We start from the raw sequence: 18,878 nt of genomic DNA on the forward strand, positions 1-18,878 counted from the left end.
CTGCCTCCTGAGTGGATTGCTCGCAGCGAACCGTTACTACGACTATTCACATCCTCGCCCGCTGAATAGGACTAGTCAAGAGAACCGGCGGGCAGCGAGGACTCGTCCCAGATGTTTGGCTGGACGTATGGGCGCGGGTGACGACAGGACGGGGGACGGCGTGGGCTACGACAACGGCGGGCGGACGGACGGCGCCGCGCGGCGCGACGACGCGGTGCGGGCGGCCGTGGAGCAGGGGCTCCTCGGACCGGACACCCCCATCCTCGGCCTTCTGGACGTCACGGGCATCCGCGAGTCGGCGGCCGAGCTGCGCGCGGCGTTCGACGCGGTGACGGCGCCCGGCACGCCCGTGCTGCACGCCTTCGCGGTGAAGGCGACCCCGCTGGTGCCGGTGGTGCGGCTGCTGCGCGAGGAGGGGCTGGGCGCCGAGGTGGCGAGCCCGGGCGAGCTGGCGCTGGCGCGGGCCGCGGGAGTGCCGCCGCGGCTGACCGTCCTGGACTCGCCCGCGAAGACGCCGTCGGAGCTGCGCGAGGCACTGGCGCTGGGGATCGCCGTCAACGCCGACAACGCCCAGGAGCTGGCGCGGATCGACGGCCTGATGCGCTCGGCGCACAGCGGCTCCCCCCTTGGGATCCGGGTGAACCCGCAGGTCGGCGGGGGGTCGATCGGGGCGACCTCGACAGCCACCGCGACCTCGAAGTTCGGCGTGGGGCTGCGCGACGAGGGAGCGCGGGAGTGGGTCGTGCGGGCGTACCGGGACCGGCCGTGGCTGACCCGGCTGCACGCGCACACCGGATCGCAGGGCATCCCGCTGTCGCTGATGGCGCAGGGCGTGGCGGAGGTGTTCGCGCTCGCCGAGGAGATCAACCGGAGCCTGGGGCGTCCGCAGATCGACACGCTCGACATCGGCGGCGGGCTGCCGGTGAACTTCGGCTCGGACGAGTCGACGCCGACGTACGCGCAGTACGCACGACTGCTGAGCGAGGCGGTGCCGGGGCTGTTCGACGGGCGGTACGGCCTGGTGACCGAGTTCGGGCGGTCGCTGCTCGCCAAGCACGGAACCGTGGTGGCGCGGGTGGAGTACGCCAAGAGCGCGGGCGGGCGGCCGGTCGCGGTCACGCACGCGGGCGTGCAGGTGGCGGCGCGCACGGTGTACGCGCCGGGCTCCTGGCCGCTCAGGATCGCCGCCTACGACGCCAAGGGGCGCCCGAAGGAGGGGCCGGCGGTGGTGCAGGACGTCGCCGGGCCGGCCTGCTTCGCGGGCGACCTGCTGGCCGAGGGGCGGGCGCTGCCGCTGCTGGAGCAGGGGGACTACGCGGCGGCGCTGGACACGGGCGCGTACTACTTCGCGCACCACTACGCCTACAACTCCCTGGCCAGGCCCGGGATCTACGGCTTCGCACCGGACGGATCGGGGGACGTGGCCTTCGCGACCGTACGCGCGGCACAGCGGCTGGACGAGATCGTGGCCGAGGCCGGAGGAGCGCACGCGGGCGCCCTCACCACCCTGCGCGCCCCCGACCGCCGTTGACGCGCGCCGGGGTGGCCGTGGTTCAACTGCCCTGAAACCGAGGCGAGCCGACCCACCTTAGCCGTCCGGAGCATGTTCCACCGGAAAATGCCATATCCCTCACCCGTCGCGCACACGTTGCGTAGTTTCGCTGTCACTCAGCCGAAACCCCAGGCGGGAGGGGAGCCACGGTGCCCGGAATCGACGAGTGTCTGCTGGAAGCCATGCGACTGCCCGGTGCCCGGGGCGCCGCGCTGATCGACTGGACCAGCGGGCTGGCCCTGGGCAGCGTCGGGGAGGCTCCGGGCGGCGACCAGGAGGTCGCGGCGGCGGAGGCCGCCGAGATCGCCCGGCTGGCCGCGGAGCAGCGCGCGTTCGCGCCGGACGACGATGCCGGGTCCGGACCGGCGGCGGACGCCGACCCGCCGGTCGAGGACCTCATCGTCAGCAACCGGGACAGCTACCACGTGCTGCGGTTCGTGGGGGCGACCTTCGACGGCAGCGTGTTCCTGCACCTGTGGCTGGCCCGCGCCGAGGGCAACCTGGCGATGGCCCGCATCCGGCTGGGCGAGATGGCCGAACGGCTGGTGCTGGCATGACCGCCGTCCACACCACCGAGCCGCCGCGGCTGCCGGTGCGCCAGAAGGTCGCCGCCGCCGAGCGCGGCTGGGGCGGCGTCTCTCCGATGCTGACCCGGCTGGCCGCCGAGCGGGCCACCGGCATCCTGTTCCGCGAGCACGGCACGCTGCACCTCGCCGACGGCCTCGTGGTGCACGCCGAGAGCCCCTGCGCGCCCGGCCTGGAGACGCTCCTGACGGCCCACGGCACGCTCGCCGTGGAGGTCTGGCGGCAGGCGCTCGGCGAGACGGACGACGACCACCAGGCCGGGCACCTCGCCGGTCTGCGCCTGGTCGACGCCGGGCTGCTCACCCTCGGGGCCTTCGAACTGTGCCGACTGACGGCGCTGTACGACGCGGCCTACTTCGTCCTCGCCCCCAGCTCCACCCCGGGCCGCTTCCGCTACGGCACCGCCCACCCCTCCGGGCACCGGGCCACCGTGCGCCGCGTCCCCGTGGCCGCCCTGGAACGCGAGACACTGCGCCGCCGCGACCTGCTGCACCGCATCTGGCCGGACGCGGTCACCGACGAGGCGCCGCTGGCCCGCACGGACCTGCCCGCGGCGCCCGCGCTCACCCCCCGACAGCGCGCCGTGCTGGCCCAGGCGGACGGCGTCCGCACGGCGCCGGACATCGCCCGTGCCCTGGGCCACCTGGCGTTCCACACGCTGGTCGACGTACGCCGGCTGGCGGCGGCGGGGGTGCTCGCCCCGCTTCGCCCGGCCGCCCCGGCGCCGCCCGAGCCGCCCGAGACGGCCGTGACGCCCGAGACGGCCGAGCCGCCGGATGCCGGGCGAGCGGCGCCGGAGCAGGCCCCGCCGCCGGACCCCGGACAGCCGCCGCCGCTGCCCAGCCGCGGCCGTCCGGCGTACGGCACGGCGGACCCGGGCCGCCCCGCATCCGGCTACGGGATGCCCGGCCTCACCGAACCGCTGCCGCCCGATCCCCACATCACCTTGCTGAAGAGGCTCAGAGATGCGCTGGAGGCCCTTTGACCGGTTCGAGAGGAGGCCCCGGATGGCCGCCGACCCCCATGTCCTCGACGAGTTGCGCCGGTTGAGGGCCCGTGTGCCCCAGCTCACCGGTGCGCTCGCCATGGGGGTGGACGGCGACGTGCTCGCCCAGGACACCCCCGGAGTCGACCCGCAGGACATGGCGGCGCTCAGCGCGACCGCGCACGCCGCCGCCGTGCGGCTCGCGGACGCGACGGGCCAGGGCGAGGTCCGCGAGCTGCTGGTGCACGGGGTGTACGGCTACGTCGCGACGTTCGCGGCCGGCACCGCCGCCGCCACGGCCGTACTGACCCTGCTCGCCCAGGAGCGGGTGAACGTCGGCCGGCTCCTGCTGGAGGGACGCCGGTCGGCCGCCCGGATCGCCGAAGTCGTCGACGAGCACACCCCGGCCGCCCAGCGCGCCAGGCAGACCAAGCCCGCCAAACCGCCGGCCAAGACGGCCGCCGTACGGACCAGAACCCCGCGCGCGCCACGCACCACGACCACCAACGCGCGTACCACCACGGAAAGTTGAAAGGGAACCGAGGAACACACTCATGGCCAACACCGAAACCTGTCTGAAGGAAGCCCTCGCCTCCATCGAGGGCGCGACCGCCGTCGCGCTCGTCGACTACACCAGCGGCATGGCGCTCGGCACGATGGGGGGCAGCAAGGGCTTCGACCTCAATGTCGCCGCCGCCGGCAACACCGACGTCGTCCGCGCGAAGATGCGCACGATGGAGCACCTCGGCCTCAAGGCCCAGATCGAGGACATCCTGATCACCCTGTCCGACCAGTACCACCTGATCCGCCTGATCAGCGGGAGGGGCGGCAACGGCCTCTTCCTCTACCTGGTGCTGGACGGCAAGCGGGCCAACCTGGCGATGGCCCGCCACCAGCTCAGGAGGATCGAGGAGGACCTGGAGGTCTAGGGTCCCCTCGGCTCACACGAGTGCCGCGGTGCGGCGCCGCGCCCCGCCCGGGGCCGCGTCGCCCGCCGCGATACCCGTGCTGCGGTAGGCCTTGACCGCCTTGCCGGCCGGGCGGCCGCCGCGCGCGGAGAGCCAGTCGACCCGGACCCACAGCAGGGCGTCCTCGGCCCGTTCGCGCCGCCCCAGCCAGGCGGCCTTGAGCCTGAGGCCCGTGCCGGCACCGGCGAGGAGCATCCCGCCCGCGGCCGGCACGGCCAGGGAGGCGCACAGCGCGACGACGAAGGCGAGCAGCACCCACCAGCGGTGCCCTCGCCGCCAGGTGCGCACGCTCACGGCACGGTCCTGGAGTACGTCGTGCCGGCCCGCGCGGACGGCCGAACGGGCGAGGGCCGTGTAGCGCCCGCGGCGGCCGTACGACACCACGGCCGCGGCGACGAGGAACAGCGCGGCCCCCGCCGTCACCCCGATCCGACGCCCGGTGATCCCGGGCACCAGCACCCCGACACCCGCCGCGAACACCCCGGCCCACCACAGCGGGGCGGCCCCGGCGCGTACGACGACGGCCACCCGGGCCAGACCCTGCGCTCTGCGATCCGCGCGTGCCACTGTTCCGCCTCCTCGTCGTCCTGGCACAGTCCTGTGGGCCGGGAGGGTAACGAGTGAAGGTGAGACGAATCTGAAAAACGCGCCCGCCCTCCGCGGGAGTCCGAAACGCGCCCCTCGGCCGACCTATTCGACGAACAACCCGCGGGCCGCCGCCCGCGCGTCGAACTCCTCCAGCCGGGCCTGCGCGTCCGGCAGGTCGTCGCACATCGCCTCCAGCAGCACCCGGCCCAGCAGCATGGGCGCGCAGGCGGTGTCGAAGGCGAGGCCGGTGCCGACGGCGGCGGGCAGCAGCAGGTCCGACACCCTGGCGACGGGCGCGAAGGCCGAGTCGGCGACGGTGACGACGCTCAGCCCGGCCTCCTGGGCGAAGGCCAGCGTGTCCACGACCTCGCGCGGGTGTCGGGGCAGCGCGAAACACAGCAGGGCGCTCGCCCCGGCGCGCACGGCGGCCTCGATGCGGTCCTGGATCATCGTGCCGCCCTCGTGCAGCAGCCGTACGTCCGGATGGACCTTGGCGGCGAAGTAGGCGAAGCCGTAGGCCTGGGAGGCGGCGGCGCGCAGCCCGAGGACCGGCAGCGGGCGGGAGGCGGCGAGCAGGCGTCCGGCCCGGCGCACCGGGCGCGGGTCGGCGAGCAGTTCGGCCAGGTGGCGCAGGTTCTCGATCTCCGCCTCGACGGCCTGCTGGTAGGCGTTGTGCGCGGCGGCCTCGGGGGTCTGCTCGGCGGGCGCGACCTCGCGCAGGTGCCGGCGCAGCGCCGGGTAGCCGTCGAAGCCGAGGGCCACGGCGAAGCGGGTCACGGACGGCTGGCTGACCCCGGCCAGCTCGGCCAGCTCCACGCTGGACAGGAAGGGCACGTCGGCGGCCCGGCGCACCATGCTGTGCGCGATGCGCCGCTGGGTCGGCGTCAGCCGGTGCCCCTCGAAGAGCGCCTGCAGGCGCCCCGCAGGACTGTCCATCACGCTCATGTCCCCTTCCAGGCTCATGACTTGCTCGACCTCCGGATACCGGGGAACCGGTCCAGAGTTGCGGCCGCCGCCGTCACGTCGTCCGTGAGCGGCCGGTCGGCCTGGTCCTGTGCCAGTACGGATTCGGCGAGCCGAAGCGCGTGTCCCACCGGAAGTTCCGGGTCGGGTCTCAGGTCGCGCTGACGCAACGCCCGTACGGCGGCGACGAGTTCGCAGCCGACGACGAGACGGTACGCGCGGCAGGCGCGGAGTGTCTGGCGTGCGGCGAGCGAGGCGAAACTGGCCTGTTCCTCGACGCCCCGGGAGAGTACAGCGTGGCCGAGGGAGGCGGGGGCGCAGAAGGCACGCAGGTCGCCGAGGGCGGCGCCGGCGGCGTACTCCAGGATCATCACGCCGGAGGCGGCCGGCTCGTGGTCGGCGAGGAAGGGCCGCAGGCGGGTGAAAGCGGGCTCGTTGAGGGTGGACAGGCGGGAGGTCGACAGCCGCGCCACCTGCATCAGCGAGAGGCGGAAGTGGTCCAGGGCGAGGGCGAGCTGGGCCTGGTAGAAGCCGCCGTGGTGGTAGGCGGCCATGTCCTCGGGCGAGATCAGCGGGTTCTCGGCGGCCGCGTTGATCTCGACGTCCAGCACCTTCTCCAGCGCGTCGGCGGCGTCGTGCGCCGGGCCGTGGATCTGGGGCAGGCAGCGGAAGCCGTACGGGTCCTGGATACGGCCGAGCGGCGGGGTGGGCCGGTCGGCGGCGCCGATCAGCCACCGCATGCGCCGGGCCACCTCGGCGCTGCCGCGGTGCGGGCGGGCGGCGTGCACGGGGGCGGCGTAGGCCTCGTGCGAGCCGTCCACGGCCAGCAGGGACAGCGCGGCGACCACCTGGGTGGCCTCCACCAGGGCGCGCAGTTCGTGCAGGGCGAGCGCCGACTGGCCGAGGGTGAGGGCGTTGCTGCTGATGAAGGCCAGGGCGTCGTTGTTGTCGAGGGGCTGGGCCGCGGGGGCGCCGGAGCCCTCCCCGGCCGTCCGCCACGGATGCTCCCCCGCCAGCGCGAGCCCCACCTGGGCCAGGGCGGCGATGTCCCCCGTGCCGACCGACCCGAACTCGTTGACGACCGGATGCGCGCCGTTCGTCAGCGCCTCGCACAGGGCCGTCACCACCGTCGGCCGCAGACCCGCACCGCCGGCCAGCAGCTGGTTGGCGCGTACCGCGAGCATGGCCCGGACCTGCCGGGCGGGCAGCTCGTCCCCGATGGCGCCCGCGTGGCTGCGCAGCAGCCGCAGCCCGTGCCCGGCGGCCGCCTCGGTGGGAACGGGCTCGTTGCGGTTGGCGCCGACGCCGGTGGAGCGGCCGTAGACCCGTCCCGTCGCCGCGATCCGGCGGGCCGCGTCCCAGGACTCGGTGACCCGCTTCATGGCGTCGGTCCCCGCGACGGGACGCGCCGAGCCGTCGGCGAGGCGGACGACGTCCTCGACGCCGAGCCCGATCCCGTCGAGGACGACCAGACCGGTGTGCGCCACGCCCCCACTCCCCTCACCCGGACCGCCATATTCAGATTCTAGGAACCCTGCATGACCCTATGCAGGCACAGCGTTCCCGATCAGGCGGGCACCTCGCAAGATCGGCGGCGCCCTCCCGCCCGGCGGACCCCCGTCCGGACAGGGGGGCTAACCCCAGTGCGGTGGGCGCCGTGGCTGCCTACCGTGGGTTCCCATGACAGGCATGGGGACGGAGACGGCGATGGACGCGCGGGACGCGGAGCTCAAGAAGGAACTCAACGCCACCCTGCAGGCGCGCCGGGAACTGGGCGAGGAGTACGAGTCCGCGCTGGTCGACTCGTTCCTGGAGAAGGTCGACCAGCGCATCGACGGGGCGGTCGAGCGGCGGGTGCGCCGGCAGATGGCCGAGCAGCAGATGGTCGTGGCCCGGGGCGCCCGCGCGCCGAGGCCGACGGACTCCTGGGGCGAGCGCTTCGGCTTCGGCATGGTCTCGATGGTCCTGGCGATCCCGCTGTCCGCGATCGGCGGCGGCATCGCCCACCTGCCCGGACTGTTCGTCACCTGGGCGGGCATCGTCGGCGTCAACGCCTTCCAGGCGGCGCGCGCCAACCCGGCCCTGTTCGGCGCGCGGCGCCGGCGGGGCAAGGACGGCGACCGCTGGGAGGACTGACCTCACGCCTGCCGGGTCGGCAGCACCATGATCTGCCGCAGGTTGACGTGCCGGGGACGGCTGCTGACGTAGGCCACGACGTCGGCGACCTCCTCCGAGGACAGGCTGCCCATCGTGTCCGCCATCCCGTCGACGAACTCCCGCAGCGTGTCGCTCTCGATGTGCGAGGCGAGCTCCGTGCGCGTCAGTCCCGGCTCGATGTTGGTGACCCGGACGGCGCGCGGCCCCAACTCGGTGCGCAGGGTGGCGGAGAGGTGGGTCAGCGCGGCCTTCGTCGCCCCGTACACCGCGTAGGAGGGGAAGGTGAGGTGCGCGCCGACCGAGGAGATGTTCACCAGGTCCGCGGTGCGTCCGGCACCGGCGGCGGCGAGCAGGTCCCCGGTGAAGGCGCGGATCATCCGCAGCACCCCGGTGACGTTCGTGTCGATCATCCGCTGCCACTCGTCGATGCGCCCGTCGTCCACGGGGTGCGGCAGCATCACGCCCGCCGAGTTCACGACCAGGTCGACGGCTCCGTACTCCGCATGGATCCGCTCCACGGCCGCGTCCACCGAGGCGCCCTCGGTCACGTCGGCGGCGACGGCGAGGGCCTGCCCGCCATCCGCCCGGATCTTCTCCACGACGGCGTCCAGCCGCTCCCGGCGCCGCGCCAGCAGTGCCACCCTCGCGCCCTGCGTGGCCAGCAGCGCGGCGACTGCCTCGCCGATCCCGCTCGCGGCCCCGGTGACGACGGCGGTACGGCCGGCCAGGTTCTCGTACGACATGAAGCACTCCCCGATTCGTCGGGCCGCCGGCGTGCCCGGCGGCGACCACCACCGTGCGCCGCCGGGCCGCTCCTACCCAGGGATGCGCTTTTCCTGGGTCTGGCAGAACCAGGCTGGAGCCCCGCCCCTCCCCTAGGCTCGAACCCATGAACGGGGACCTCGGAGACTTCCTGCGCTCGCGCCGTGCCCGCATCCGGCCCGAGGAGGTGGGGCTGGCCTCGTACGGCCGGCGCCGTGTTCCGGGCCTGCGCCGCGAGGAGGTGGCGCAGCTCGCCGGAGTGAGCGTGGACTACTACATCCGGCTGGAGCAGGGACGCGGACCGAGCGTCTCGGACGCGGTGCTGGACGCCATCGCGCGCGTACTGCGGCTGGACGAGGAGGAGCACGCGTACCTGTACGCGGTGGCCCGGCCGCGGAAGAACCGCGAGCGGCGGGCCGCGTCCCGGGTCCGGCCCGGCATCCGGGCGCTGCTCGACGGGATGGGGCACACCCCGGCGTTCGTCCTCGGACCCGCCATGGACGTGCTGGCCTGGAACGCGCTCGCCGACGCGCTGAGCGGCTTCGGCGGCATGACGGCGGCGGGCCGCAGCATGCCCCGGCAGGTGTTCCTGGACCCGGCGAGCCGGGAGCTGTACCCGGAGTGGTCCGCGGTGGCCGCCCAGACCGTCGCCAACCTGCGGATCTGCGCGGGCCGGCACCCCGAGGACCCCGAGCTGTGCGCGCTGGTCGGGGAACTCTCCGTCAAGAGCGAGGACTTCCGCCGCCTGTGGGCCGACCACCAGGTCAAGGAGTGCGCGTACGGCGTGAAGCGGATGCGGCACCCGGTGGCCGGCCTGCTGACCCTGCCGTACGAGACCCTGACGATTCCCACCGACCCGGACCAGACGCTGGTCGTCTACACGCCCGAGCCGGGTTCGGAGACCGCGGAGAGGCTCGCTCTGCTGGGCAGCTGGGCGGGCGCACGCGCGTAGAAAAGTGATGCGCGGGGACCGCCGCACCCCCGTTGCCGGGGGGCGGGACGACGGCGGTCCCCGCGAAGGACGCTGACCGGGTCAGGGCCGGGCCTCGCGTCCGGCGTCCATGGAGGTCCGGGAGCCGCTCCGGAGGTCCTTGGACGTTCGGTGCCGGCCGGGGCGGGGAGCCGCTCCCGCCCTGCCGACACCCACCAATGTGCCGGACCCGTGTTAAGCGTGTGCTGCGTGGACGTGACACGCTCGTACCACTTCCGCGAAGTCCGCGAACGCGGGCGATCACCGCAGGACCCACGGCGGCACGGGCCGTTCACCGGACGTTCGCCGTCACTTCCCGCCCTTGGCGAGGAACGCCAGCAGGTCCTGCCGGCTGACCACACCGGTCGGCTTGCCCTCGACGAGGACGATCGCCGCGTCCGCGGCGCCGAGCACGGACATCAGGTCGGCGACCGGCTCACCGGAGCCGACCTGGGGCAACGGGGCGGACATGTGCTTCTCCAGCGGGTCCTCCAACGAGGCCCGCTGGGTGAACAGGGCGTCCAGCAGCTCCCGCTCGACGACCGAGCCGACGACCTCGGCGGCCATCACGTCCGGGTGGCCGGCGCCCGGCTTCACGATCGGCATCTGCGAGACACCGTACTCGCGCAGCACCTCGATGGCCTGGCCGACGGTCTCGTCGGGGTGCATGTGGACGAGGGACGGGATGGCGCCGTGCTCCTTGTCGTTGAGGACGTCGCCGACGCGGGCGCTGGGGCCCTCGTCTTCCAGGAAGCCGTAGTCGGCCATCCACTCGTCGTTGAAGATCTTGCTGAGGTAGCCGCGGCCGCTGTCCGGCAGCAGGACGACCACCACGTCGTCCTCGGTGAGCCGCTCGGCGACCCGCAGCGCGGCCACGACCGCCATGCCGCAGGAGCCCCCGACCAGCAGGCCCTCCTCCTTGGCCAGGCGGCGGGTCATCTGGAAGGAGTCCTTGTCGGAGACGGCCACGATCTCGTCGGCCACGGTCCGGTCGTAGGCCGTGGGCCAGAAGTCCTCGCCCACGCCCTCCACCAGGTACGGCCGCCCGGAGCCGCCGGAGTACACGGACCCCTCGGGGTCGGCGCCGATGACCTTCACCTTGCCGTCGCTGACGTCCTTCAGGTAGCGGCCGGTCCCGGAGATGGTGCCGCCGGTGCCGACGCCGGCGACGAAGTGGGTGATCTTCCCCTCCGTCTGCTCCCACAGCTCGGGGCCGGTGGAGTGGTAGTGGGAGAGGGGGTTGTTGGGGTTGGAGTACTGGTCGGGCTTCCACGCGCCGGGCGTCTCGCGCACCAGGCGGTCGGAGACGTTGTAGTACGAGTCCGGGTGCTCGGGGTCCACGGCGGTCGGGCAGACGACGACCTCGGCGCCGTACGCACGCAGCACGTTGATCTTGTCAGTGCTCACCTTGTCGGGGCAGACGAAGATGCACTTGTACCCCTTCTGCTGCGCCACGATGGCCAGTCCCACGCCGGTGTTGCCGCTGGTGGGTTCCACGATCGTGCCGCCCGGCTCGAGCTCGCCGCTCTGCTCCGCCGCCTCGATCATGCGCAGGGCGATGCGGTCCTTCACCGAGCCGCCGGGGTTGAAGTACTCGACCTTGGCCAGGACGGTGGCCCTGATGCCCTTGGTCACGCTGTTGAGCCTCACGAGCGGGGTGTTGCCGACGAGGCTGATCATCGAGTCGTGGAATCGCACCGTTGTCTCCGGTCGCTTGCAAAAGAAGTGGTCCTGGTGGTTCGGCCAGCCTATGACCTGTGGACCGTCCACGACGGTCGTTCACTCCCCGTTGAGATTGGCGCACCGTCTGTACGGGGCAAGGAGTGGATGTACGGCTAAGAGGAGGTGACGGCGACGCATGACGAGCATGTCGAGAGCACGGGTGGCCCGGCGGATCGCGGCCGGCGCCGCATACGGCGGCGGTGGCATCGGGCTGGCCGGTGCGGCCACGGTCGGTCTGCTGCTGGCGGAGGTGCAGCTGGCCAAGCGCCATGTGGGCAACGGCGGCAGCGGCCGGGTACCGGTGGCGGACGGCCTGTACGGCACGGCGTACACCGTCCCCGACGAACCTCCCCTGCGCCTGACGATCCTCGGTGACTCCACGGCCGCCGGCCAGGGCGTGCACCGGGCGGGCCAGACGCCGGGCGCGCTGCTGGCCTCCGGTCTGTCGGCGGTGGCGGAACGCCCGGTGGAACTGCACAACGTGGCCCTCCCGGGGGCCACGTCCGACGACCTGGAGCGGCAGGTGGCCCTGGTTCTCGCCAACCCCGCCCGGTTGCCGGACGTCTGCGTGATCATGATCGGCGCGAACGACGTCACCCACCGGATGCCGCCGACCCGCTCCGTCCGGTACCTGGCGGCGGCGGTCCGCCGGCTGCGCACGGCGGGCGCGGAGGTGGTGGTCGGCACCTGCCCCGACCTCGGCACGATCGAACCGGTCCAGCAGCCGCTGCGGTGGCTGGCCCGCCGGGCCTCCCGTCAGCTGGCGGCGGCCCAGACGATCGGCGTGGTGGAGCAGGGCGGCCGCACGGTGTCGCTGGGCGACCTGCTGGGCCCGGAGTTCGAGGCCAACCCGCGCGAGCTGTTCGGCCCCGACAACTACCACCCCTCGGCGGAGGGCTACGCCACGGCGGCCATGGCCGTCCTCCCGACGGTCTGCGCGGCCCTGGCCCTGTGGCCGGCCGACGAGGAGCGCCCGGACGCGGCACGACGCGAGGGCTTCCTGCCGGTGGCACGGGCGGCCGCGGAGGCCGCCTCCGAGCCCGGCACGGAGGTCGCGGCGGCGATGCCGACGGGCCCGCGCGGCCCCTGGGCCTTGCTCAAGCGCAGGCGCAGGCGCAGGGTGGCAGAGCCGACACCCTCCGAACCCGCACCGGCCCCCTCCAGCCCGTCCGGCGTTTGAGGACGAGGCCCGGGCCGACAGGGGGGTCTGGGGGCGCAGCCCCCAGACCCCGCACCCCCACCCACCCGCACCGTCACCCGGCCCACCGCCGGAGGCCCAAGCAAGCGCTTAGAAAATTGCGGCCAGGGTCACACCGCCACACCCGTGACCCTGGTCATACGTACGGGTAACTTCCCAACCAGCCCTGCCCACGCACGTACGTACGCCAATGGAGCCGTGATGCCCGAAGCCGTGATCGTCTCGACCGCCCGCTCCCCCATCGGCCGCGCCTTCAAGGGCTCCCTGAAAGACCTGCGCCCCGACGACCTCGCTGCCACGATCATCCAGGCCGCCCTCGCCAAGGTCCCCGAGCTGGACCCGAAGGACATCGAGGACCTGATGCTCGGCTGCGGCCTGCCCGGCGGCGAGCAGGGCAACAACCTCGGCCGTATCGTGGCCGTGCAGATGGGCATGGACCACCTGCCGGGCTGCACGATCACCCGGTACTGCTCCTCCTCCCTGCAGACCTCCCGCATGGCCCTGCACGCCATCAAGGCCGGCGAGGGCGACGTCTTCATCTCGGCCGGCGTCGAGATGGTCTCCCGGTTCGTCAAGGGCAACTCCGACAGCCTGCCCGACACGCACAACCCGCTCTTCGCCGACGCCGAGGCCCGCACCGCCGAGGTGGCCCAGCAGGAGGGCACGACCTGGCACGACCCGCGCGAGGACGGCCTGGTCCCCGACCCCTACATCGCGATGGGCCAGACCGCCGAGAACCTGGCCCGCCTCAAGGGCGTCACCCGCCAGGACATGGACGAGTTCGGCGTCCGCTCGCAGAACCTCGCCGAGGAAGCCATCAAGAACGGCTTCTGGGAGCGCGAGATCACCCCGGTGACCCTCCCCGACGGCACGGTCGTCTCCAAGGACGACGGCCCGCGCGCCGGCGTCACCCTGGAGGGCGTCTCGGGCCTCAAGCCCGTCTTCCGCCCCGACGGCCTGGTCACCGCCGGCAACTGCTGCCCGCTCAACGACGGCGCCGCCGCGGTCGTCATCATGAGCGACACCAAGGCCCGCGAGCTCGGCCTCACCCCGCTCGCCCGCATCGTGTCGACCGGCGTCTCCGGCCTGTCCCCCGAGATCATGGGTCTCGGCCCGGTCGAGGCGAGCAAGCAGGCCCTCAGCCGCGCCGGCCTGACCATCGGCGACATCGACCTGGTCGAGATCAACGAGGCGTTCGCCGCCCAGGTGATCCCCTCCTACCGCGACTTGAACATCCCGCTGGAGAAGCTGAACGTCAACGGCGGCGCCATCGCCGTCGGCCACCCCTTCGGCATGACCGGCGCCCGCATCACCGGCACGCTCATCAACTCCCTCCAGTTCCACGACAAGCAGTTCGGTCTGGAGACCATGTGCGTGGGCGGCGGCCAGGGCATGGCGATGGTCATCGAGCGCCTCAGCTGAGCCCTCCGTAACCAACGGGGCACACCTCGTGAGCCTCAGGCCCGGAGTCCGGGACACCCCTGGACTTCGGGCCGTTTTGTGATCCAATCTCCCCCAGGATGTGACCTATCTCCCTCACCGGAGAGATCCACGCAGGTCAGCGCCGTCACGGCGGAGACCCCAGGCCCAAAGTCCTGTCCGATTCGTGACGTTACGCACTGACAGCTGGTTAGTCCGCCCTTCAAGCTGATGTAGGAAGTCGGGGGTCGACTTTGAACCGGGAGTACGTCAGTGAGCGCCATGCCGATCGCCTTGCTGCTCATCACGGCCGCCACGGGCGCCGTGGGCGTCGCCGTCCTGCGCACCCTCATGGTGCTGCGCCGTGAGGTCGCCGCCCTGCACACGCAGCTCGCCGAACAGCGCGCCCCGCACGGCCTCGTGCCGGCGGCCCGCCTGTCCGCCGAGGCCGACGAGATACGCGCCGCCGTCGCCGAGGCGCTCGCCGAGGAGCGCGAGCGTGAACTGGCCGAGGCACGCGCCTTCTGGGCCGCGCAGGAGGCGCGTGACGTCTCCGACGCCCCCTCCCTGCTGGGCCTGCCGGACAGCGAGCTCTTCCTGCCCCGGCAGAGCGACTTCGTGGGCCTGGAGCCGCTGGAGTCGGTGACCGAGCCGTCCACGGACGGCGACGAGTTCGCCGCCGACTCGGCCGAACTGGCCGCGGCCCGGCGCCGCCACCCCTCCCACCCGGACTTCGTCCCGGTCCAGTCGCCGGTGGTGAACGACCATGAGCGCACGGTGGCGACTCTGGAGGAACTCGCCGCCTCCCGCGTCGAGCTGGCCGACGTCCGCCCGGGCCCGCTCGGCACCCTGGACGTGTACGTCTTCGCCGACGGCACCACCCTGTGCATGACCCCGGGCCACCGCGAGACGGCCGAACGCCTGGCGGCGGCCCTGCGCGCGGGCGAGACCCCCGTCCTGCTGGGCGGTTCGGGCGTCTCGGGCGCGTACACGCTGACGTTCGCGTGCGGCGAGGAGAACGTCTACATCCTGGCGGACCGGGTCATAGCGTCGCTGTAGCGATCAGACCCCGGCCCGCTGCTGGGCCTGTCCCACGAGCTCGACCGCCTCTTCCACCTGGCCCTCGTCCTGAAGGACGAGGGCCAAGTCGTGTGCGGCGACGGTGATCTGGTCCGCGGCCGCGAACATCCCCGCGTCCGGCATCTCCCGGAGCGGGGTGCCCGGCTCCTCCACGGCCTGCGTCCGGCGGGCCAACTCCCGGGCCAGTTCCAGCGCCTCGGCGGCGGCCCCGCGCTGGAGCCGGCTCTGCGGCGCCGCCCGCAAACGGTCGGCGAAATGATCCACGGCACGTGTGAGGGGCGTCGTATCAACCACAGACGGAGCGTACGCGGGACCTCCGGACTGTTGCCAACAGGCGAACGCTCAGGCACCGTGACCTGAAGGACCGGCTTACATCCCCTTTGCGTCCGGAGGCGCCGATGTCCCACGTCCTCTCCGAGGAGACCCACCGCAACATGCTCGCCCGCATCCCCCACTGCACCGGTCGTGAAGTATCCGACTGGCTGCGCACCGTCGAAGAAGGCCCCGCCCTCTTCCGCTTCGAGGAAAAGGTCAGCTGGCTCCGCCACGAGCACAACCTCGCGTACGGCCACGCGAAGGCGATCGTCCACGAATACGACCTGAGGAGGGCAGCGCGCAAACTGCTCTAGGCGCGCACCACGACATGACGAAGGGCCCCGGTCAGGCGACCCGGGGCCCTTTGCCGTACGACCGGCGCAGGCTAGTCGCTGCTGTTGAGGATCGCGATGATCCGCAGGAACTCCATATAGATCCACACCAGCGTCAGCGTGAGCCCGAAGGCCGCCAGCCACGCCTCGTTCTTCGGCGCGCCGTAGGCGATGCCGTCCTCGACCTGCTTGAAGTCCAGGGCGAGGAAGCAGGCGCCGAGGATGATGCCGACGACGCCGAAGAAGATGCCGAGCGGGCCGCTGCGGAAGCCGAGCCCGTCACCGCCGCCGAAGACCGCGAACAGCAGGTTCACCGTCATCAGCAGCACGAAGCCGAGCGCGGCCGCCATCACGAAGCCGTAGAAGCGGCGGTTGACGCGGATCCAGCCCGCCCTGTACGCCACCAGCACACCGGCGAACACCGCCATCGTGCCGATCACGGCCTGCATCGCCGCGCCGCTCGCGATGCGGTTGTCGACGATGCTGGACACCACGCCGAGGAAGACACCCTCGAACGCGGCGTACGAAAGGATCAGCGCCGGCGTCGCCGTGCGCTTGAAGGACTGCACGAGCGCCAGCACCATGCCGACGATCATCGCGCCGAAGCCGATGCCGTACGACCGGTTGATGTGGGCATCGTCGACCGGCAGCAGCGCCCAGGCGAGCGCGGCGGTGACGATCAGGGTGCCGAGGGTGGACGCGGTGCGCAGGACGACGTCGTCCATGGTCATCCGGCCGGTGGTGGCCGGGGCCTGGGGCGGGGCGCCGTACTGCAGGTCCTGCTGGGCGTACGGGTTCTGCGCGTAGGGGTTGCCGTACTGCTGTCCGTACGGGTTGGCCTGCGTGCCGACAGCGGGTCCCCCGGCCTGCGGCGCGGTGTTGAAGCCCGCGTAGCCGTTGTCGCGGCTGAACCCCCGTCGCGAGAAGACCGGGTTTCTGCTCCTCATTTCACTCCTCCATGGCCACACGTCGCGGCCTTGGCTCAAGAGTAATAGGTAGGCAAAGAAATGCCTCTAGTGCTTGGGGAGGATCTTTCCCTCGCCATGCTGCGCAACACGCTACGCGGGTCCGTGATTCCCCTCACCGGAGGGGCCCACACGGCCGTCGTCCAGGGAGAAGCCGGTGTAGCCCTCGGCCAGGTCGGTCTCGGCCGCCCGGGAGCCGGCGATCCGGTCGAGGCGGGCGAGCTGGAGGCGGCCGTCGAACGGCGCGGCGGCGGGGTCCGGGTGCAGCATCGTCGTCATGTCGTACGAGAACCGCTCGGCCTGCCAGACGCGGCGCAGGCAGGTCTCGGAGTAGGCGTCGAGCAGCGCGTCCGATCCGGTCTCCTTCGCGTACGCCAGCGCCCGCGCGAAGGTCACGACGTCGCCGACGGCCAGGTTCAGCCCCTTCGCGCCGGTCGGCGGGACGATGTGGGCGGCGTCGCCGGCCAGGAACAGACGGCCGTGGCGCATCGGCTCGTGGACGTAGGACCGCATCGGTGTCACCGACTTCTGGGTGATCGGCCCGCGCTCCAGCCGCCAGCCGTCCGCGGTCTCGAAGCGGCGCTCCAGCTCGTCCCAGATCTCCTCGTCGGTCCAGTCGCCGGCGTCCGTGCCTTCGGGGACCTGGAGGTAGAGCCGGGACACCGACGGGGAGCGCATGGACAGCAGGGCGAAGCCGCGGTCGTGGCGGGCGTAGACGAGTTCGTCGTGGGAGGGCGGCACGTCGGCGAGGACACCGAGCCAGGCGAAGGGGTACGTGCGCTCGAACACGCGGACCAGCTCGGCGGGGACCGCCTTCCTGGCGACCCCCCAGAAGCCGTCGCAGCCGACGACGTACGCGCACTCCAGCACCTGCTCGCGTCCCTCGTGCCGGAAACGCACGGACGGGCTGTCGGTGTCCGCGCCCTCGACCGCCAGCGCCTCCGCCTCGAACAGCAGCGGACCGCCCTCCTTGAGGTGCAGGGCGATGAGGTCCTTGCACACCTCGGTCTGGGCGTAGACCATCACCGACCGGCCGCCGGTGAGGGCGGGGAAGTCGACGCGGTGGCGCTTCTTGTCGTACCGCAGCTCGATGCCGTCGTGCCGGAGCCCTTCGCGGTCCATCCGCTCCCCGGCGCCGGCCGCCCGCAGCACGTCCACCGTGCCCTGCTCCAGGATTCCGGCGCGCTGGCGCTGCTCGACGTAGGCGCGGTCGTGGCTCTCCAGGACGACCGAGTCGATGCCGGCGTTGTGGAGCAGCCGGGCCAGGAGGAGACCGGCGGGGCCGGCTCCGATGATGCCGACGGTGGTACGCATCGGGCGTTCCCTTCGAGTAGCCGCGGAGGTTCGCTTCACCTGTGTTCGTGTGGTGAAATTTAGTTCACTTAAATGCTGGACGTGAGTCTGCGCTCGCGGGCACGGGATGTCAATGGCCGACCGCCGCGCCTCTGGGGGGGCGGCACGGCGGTCGGAGTCCGGCGGGGTCAGGCGGCCGGCGGCCAGCCGTCCAGGTGCCGGTGGAGCGTGACGTCGGGCTGCACGTCGCCCTTCGGGGCGTTGGCGACGGCGTCCTTCAGGACCGCGCTGACCTCCGCGGCCAGACAGTCGGCCTGCTTCTTCAGGTCGGCCGCGGAGACGGAGGACCTGGTCAGCTCGTCCAGCCGGCGGTGGATGTCGGCCAGCTTGCCCTGGGCCGTGGCGTCCAGGGTGAGGGGCCGGGGCGTGGAGACGACGAACTGGTAGGCGCCGGCCAGCGTCTGGCAGCCGGTGCACTCCTTGTTCGCGGCGTCGCTGATGTTCACGGCCCGCAGGTGCGCGTGCTCGCCGGCGACGGTGACGATCTGGAAGGACAGCGCCACGGAACGGCAGGCGTCGTCGGCCGAGCAGCCGGCCGAGACGGCGTTGGCCTGGTTGCGGGCGCTGGCGGCGTTCACCGTGCCGAACTGGCGGATGGTGAACGAGTCGCGGGCCTGCGTGTGGTGCGCCCGGTCGACGTGGCTGAAGACGTGGTCCGAGACGACGGCGGCATGTGTCACCCCGCTCGCGGCCTGCGCCGGCACGGCGGTCGCGGCACCGGCGACGCCGGCGGCGAACAGGCCTATGCCGAGGGCGCGGCGGGTCAACGGGTTGCTGACCGGTCGTACTTTTCGATGGCTGCTCAAGGGATCTCCTCGGTGGATGGATCAGGATCGGAACGGACTGTGTGAAACGGAGGCGGCGCCGCTGATGCGCGGCGGTGCGGACGGGCGCCGCGACGGGGGGAGGTTCACGCACCGGGGAAGCCGGTGCGGCGGCCCGTCCCCAAGCCGCCGCACCGAAC

Annotated in this window: 20 protein-coding genes; 11 read left to right on the forward strand and 9 right to left on the reverse strand. The window is 72.7% G+C overall.

All coding sequences use genetic code 11. The features are described from left to right. Positions 1-127: 127 nt before the first annotated feature. The 5 genes from LN251_RS10450 (at position 128) to LN251_RS10470 (ending at position 4,051) form a co-directional block, all read left to right on the forward strand. Positions 128-1,531, forward strand: a complete 1,404-nt coding sequence (locus LN251_RS10450) for a diaminopimelate decarboxylase (RefSeq protein ID WP_458244188.1) — start codon at positions 128-130, stop codon at positions 1,529-1,531. A 170-nt stretch (positions 1,532-1,701) separates the two neighbouring features. Beyond that, a complete protein-coding gene (locus tag LN251_RS10455; protein ID WP_058924913.1) occupies positions 1,702-2,109 on the forward strand; it encodes a hypothetical protein in 408 nt (135 codons plus the stop codon). Continuing rightward, entirely contained in the window at positions 2,106-3,122 is a 1,017-nt protein-coding gene (locus LN251_RS10460; RefSeq protein WP_458244189.1) for a hypothetical protein, read from the forward strand. Before LN251_RS10455 ends, LN251_RS10460 begins: the two co-directional genes overlap by 4 nt. Positions 3,123-3,144: 22 nt before the next feature. After that, positions 3,145-3,654: a roadblock/LC7 domain-containing protein gene (locus LN251_RS10465; RefSeq protein WP_458244190.1), complete on the forward strand. Its 510-nt coding sequence runs from the start codon at positions 3,145-3,147 to the stop codon at positions 3,652-3,654. A 22-nt stretch (positions 3,655-3,676) separates the two neighbouring features. After that, positions 3,677-4,051 (forward strand): hypothetical protein, encoded by a 375-nt coding sequence (locus LN251_RS10470; RefSeq protein WP_458244191.1) that lies wholly within the window; start codon positions 3,677-3,679, stop codon positions 4,049-4,051. 12 nt (positions 4,052-4,063) lie between these two features. Here LN251_RS10470 and LN251_RS10475 read toward each other — a convergent pair whose 3' ends face one another. The 3 genes from LN251_RS10475 to LN251_RS10485 all read right to left on the reverse strand — a co-directional run bounded on the left by LN251_RS10475 (position 4,064) and on the right by LN251_RS10485 (position 7,128). Then, positions 4,064-4,657, reverse strand: a complete 594-nt coding sequence (locus tag LN251_RS10475; RefSeq protein ID WP_458244192.1) for a hypothetical protein — start codon at positions 4,655-4,657, stop codon at positions 4,064-4,066. Positions 4,658-4,780: 123 nt separating this feature from the next. After that, positions 4,781-5,641, reverse strand: coding sequence for a MurR/RpiR family transcriptional regulator (locus LN251_RS10480; protein WP_458244193.1), 861 nt, complete (start codon positions 5,639-5,641; stop codon positions 4,781-4,783). Next, entirely contained in the window at positions 5,638-7,128 is a 1,491-nt protein-coding gene (locus LN251_RS10485; RefSeq protein ID WP_458244194.1) for an aromatic amino acid ammonia-lyase, read from the reverse strand. The genes LN251_RS10480 and LN251_RS10485 overlap by 4 nt, the downstream gene beginning before the upstream one ends. 220 nt (positions 7,129-7,348) lie before the next feature. Here LN251_RS10485 and LN251_RS10490 point away from each other — a divergent pair, with 220 nt between their 5' ends. Continuing rightward, positions 7,349-7,777, forward strand: coding sequence for a hypothetical protein (locus LN251_RS10490; protein ID WP_458246691.1), 429 nt, complete (start codon positions 7,349-7,351; stop codon positions 7,775-7,777). Between the two features lie 2 nt (positions 7,778-7,779). Here LN251_RS10490 and LN251_RS10495 read toward each other — a convergent pair whose 3' ends face one another. After that, complete coding sequence (locus LN251_RS10495) at positions 7,780-8,541, reverse strand: SDR family oxidoreductase (RefSeq protein ID WP_458244195.1); 762 nt, start codon at positions 8,539-8,541, stop codon at positions 7,780-7,782. Between the two features lie 146 nt (positions 8,542-8,687). Between LN251_RS10495 and LN251_RS10500 the strand changes: the two genes are divergently transcribed. After that, positions 8,688-9,512, forward strand: coding sequence for a helix-turn-helix transcriptional regulator (locus tag LN251_RS10500; protein ID WP_458244196.1), 825 nt, complete (start codon positions 8,688-8,690; stop codon positions 9,510-9,512). Positions 9,513-9,839: 327 nt separating this feature from the next. Here LN251_RS10500 and LN251_RS10505 read toward each other — a convergent pair whose 3' ends face one another. Continuing rightward, positions 9,840-11,228, reverse strand: coding sequence for a cystathionine beta-synthase (locus LN251_RS10505; RefSeq protein ID WP_458244197.1), 1,389 nt, complete (start codon positions 11,226-11,228; stop codon positions 9,840-9,842). Positions 11,229-11,388: 160 nt separating this feature from the next. On the opposite strand from LN251_RS10505, the gene LN251_RS10510 reads away from it, so the two are divergent. From LN251_RS10510 to LN251_RS10520, 3 genes are all read left to right on the forward strand, one after another. Next, positions 11,389-12,432 carry an SGNH/GDSL hydrolase family protein gene (locus LN251_RS10510; protein ID WP_458244198.1) on the forward strand — a complete coding sequence of 348 codons (1,044 nt, stop codon included), beginning with the start codon at positions 11,389-11,391 and terminating at the stop codon, positions 12,430-12,432. A gap of 219 nt (positions 12,433-12,651) precedes the next feature. Next, positions 12,652-13,872, forward strand: a complete 1,221-nt coding sequence (locus LN251_RS10515; protein ID WP_458244199.1) for an acetyl-CoA C-acetyltransferase — start codon at positions 12,652-12,654, stop codon at positions 13,870-13,872. 279 nt (positions 13,873-14,151) lie between these two features. Then, positions 14,152-14,928: a hypothetical protein gene (locus tag LN251_RS10520; RefSeq protein ID WP_203237857.1), complete on the forward strand. Its 777-nt coding sequence runs from the start codon at positions 14,152-14,154 to the stop codon at positions 14,926-14,928. Between the two features lie 3 nt (positions 14,929-14,931). Here LN251_RS10520 and LN251_RS10525 read toward each other — a convergent pair whose 3' ends face one another. Next, the gene (locus LN251_RS10525; RefSeq protein ID WP_458244200.1) at positions 14,932-15,243 is read right to left on the reverse strand and encodes a hypothetical protein; all 312 of its coding nucleotides are present in this window, start codon (positions 15,241-15,243) and stop codon (positions 14,932-14,934) included. Positions 15,244-15,347: 104 nt separating this feature from the next. Here LN251_RS10525 and LN251_RS10530 point away from each other — a divergent pair, with 104 nt between their 5' ends. Further along, positions 15,348-15,578 carry a DUF4287 domain-containing protein gene (locus LN251_RS10530; RefSeq protein ID WP_058924900.1) on the forward strand — a complete coding sequence of 77 codons (231 nt, stop codon included), beginning with the start codon at positions 15,348-15,350 and terminating at the stop codon, positions 15,576-15,578. A gap of 71 nt (positions 15,579-15,649) precedes the next feature. Here the strand turns inward: LN251_RS10530 and LN251_RS10535 are convergent, their stop codons facing one another. The 3 genes from LN251_RS10535 to LN251_RS10545 all read right to left on the reverse strand — a co-directional run bounded on the left by LN251_RS10535 (position 15,650) and on the right by LN251_RS10545 (position 18,720). Further along, the gene (locus LN251_RS10535) at positions 15,650-16,543 is read right to left on the reverse strand and encodes a Bax inhibitor-1/YccA family protein (RefSeq protein WP_458244201.1); all 894 of its coding nucleotides are present in this window, start codon (positions 16,541-16,543) and stop codon (positions 15,650-15,652) included. A 111-nt stretch (positions 16,544-16,654) separates the two neighbouring features. After that, positions 16,655-17,875 (reverse strand): 4-hydroxybenzoate 3-monooxygenase, encoded by a 1,221-nt coding sequence (locus LN251_RS10540; protein ID WP_458244202.1) that lies wholly within the window; start codon positions 17,873-17,875, stop codon positions 16,655-16,657. A 167-nt stretch (positions 17,876-18,042) separates the two neighbouring features. Then, the gene (locus LN251_RS10545) at positions 18,043-18,720 is read right to left on the reverse strand and encodes a hypothetical protein (RefSeq protein WP_458244203.1); all 678 of its coding nucleotides are present in this window, start codon (positions 18,718-18,720) and stop codon (positions 18,043-18,045) included. Positions 18,721-18,878: the final 158 nt, after the last annotated feature.

It is taken from the genome of Streptomyces sp. MAI_2237 (genome assembly GCF_054189285.1).

Excerpts from the sequence above, each read along its gene's own strand:
- LN251_RS10450 (WP_458244188.1), top strand. The coding sequence starts at position 128 with ATGGGCGCGGGTGACGACAGGACGGGGGACGGCGTGGGCTACGACAAC.
- LN251_RS10460 (WP_458244189.1), top strand. The coding sequence starts at position 2,106 with ATGACCGCCGTCCACACCACCGAGCCGCCGCGGCTGCCGGTGCGCCAG.
- LN251_RS10465 (WP_458244190.1), top strand. The coding sequence starts at position 3,145 with ATGGCCGCCGACCCCCATGTCCTCGACGAGTTGCGCCGGTTGAGGGCC.
- LN251_RS10470 (WP_458244191.1), top strand. The coding sequence starts at position 3,677 with ATGGCCAACACCGAAACCTGTCTGAAGGAAGCCCTCGCCTCCATCGAG.
- LN251_RS10480 (WP_458244193.1), bottom strand. The coding sequence starts at position 5,641 with ATGAGCCTGGAAGGGGACATGAGCGTGATGGACAGTCCTGCGGGGCGC.
- LN251_RS10490 (WP_458246691.1), top strand. The coding sequence starts at position 7,349 with ATGGACGCGCGGGACGCGGAGCTCAAGAAGGAACTCAACGCCACCCTG.
- LN251_RS10495 (WP_458244195.1), bottom strand. The coding sequence starts at position 8,541 with ATGTCGTACGAGAACCTGGCCGGCCGTACCGCCGTCGTCACCGGGGCC.
- LN251_RS10500 (WP_458244196.1), top strand. The coding sequence starts at position 8,688 with ATGAACGGGGACCTCGGAGACTTCCTGCGCTCGCGCCGTGCCCGCATC.
- LN251_RS10510 (WP_458244198.1), top strand. The coding sequence starts at position 11,389 with ATGACGAGCATGTCGAGAGCACGGGTGGCCCGGCGGATCGCGGCCGGC.
- LN251_RS10515 (WP_458244199.1), top strand. The coding sequence starts at position 12,652 with ATGCCCGAAGCCGTGATCGTCTCGACCGCCCGCTCCCCCATCGGCCGC.
- LN251_RS10520 (WP_203237857.1), top strand. The coding sequence starts at position 14,152 with ATGCCGATCGCCTTGCTGCTCATCACGGCCGCCACGGGCGCCGTGGGC.
- LN251_RS10530 (WP_058924900.1), top strand. The coding sequence starts at position 15,348 with ATGTCCCACGTCCTCTCCGAGGAGACCCACCGCAACATGCTCGCCCGC.
- LN251_RS10535 (WP_458244201.1), bottom strand. The coding sequence starts at position 16,543 with ATGAGGAGCAGAAACCCGGTCTTCTCGCGACGGGGGTTCAGCCGCGAC.
- LN251_RS10540 (WP_458244202.1), bottom strand. The coding sequence starts at position 17,875 with ATGCGTACCACCGTCGGCATCATCGGAGCCGGCCCCGCCGGTCTCCTC.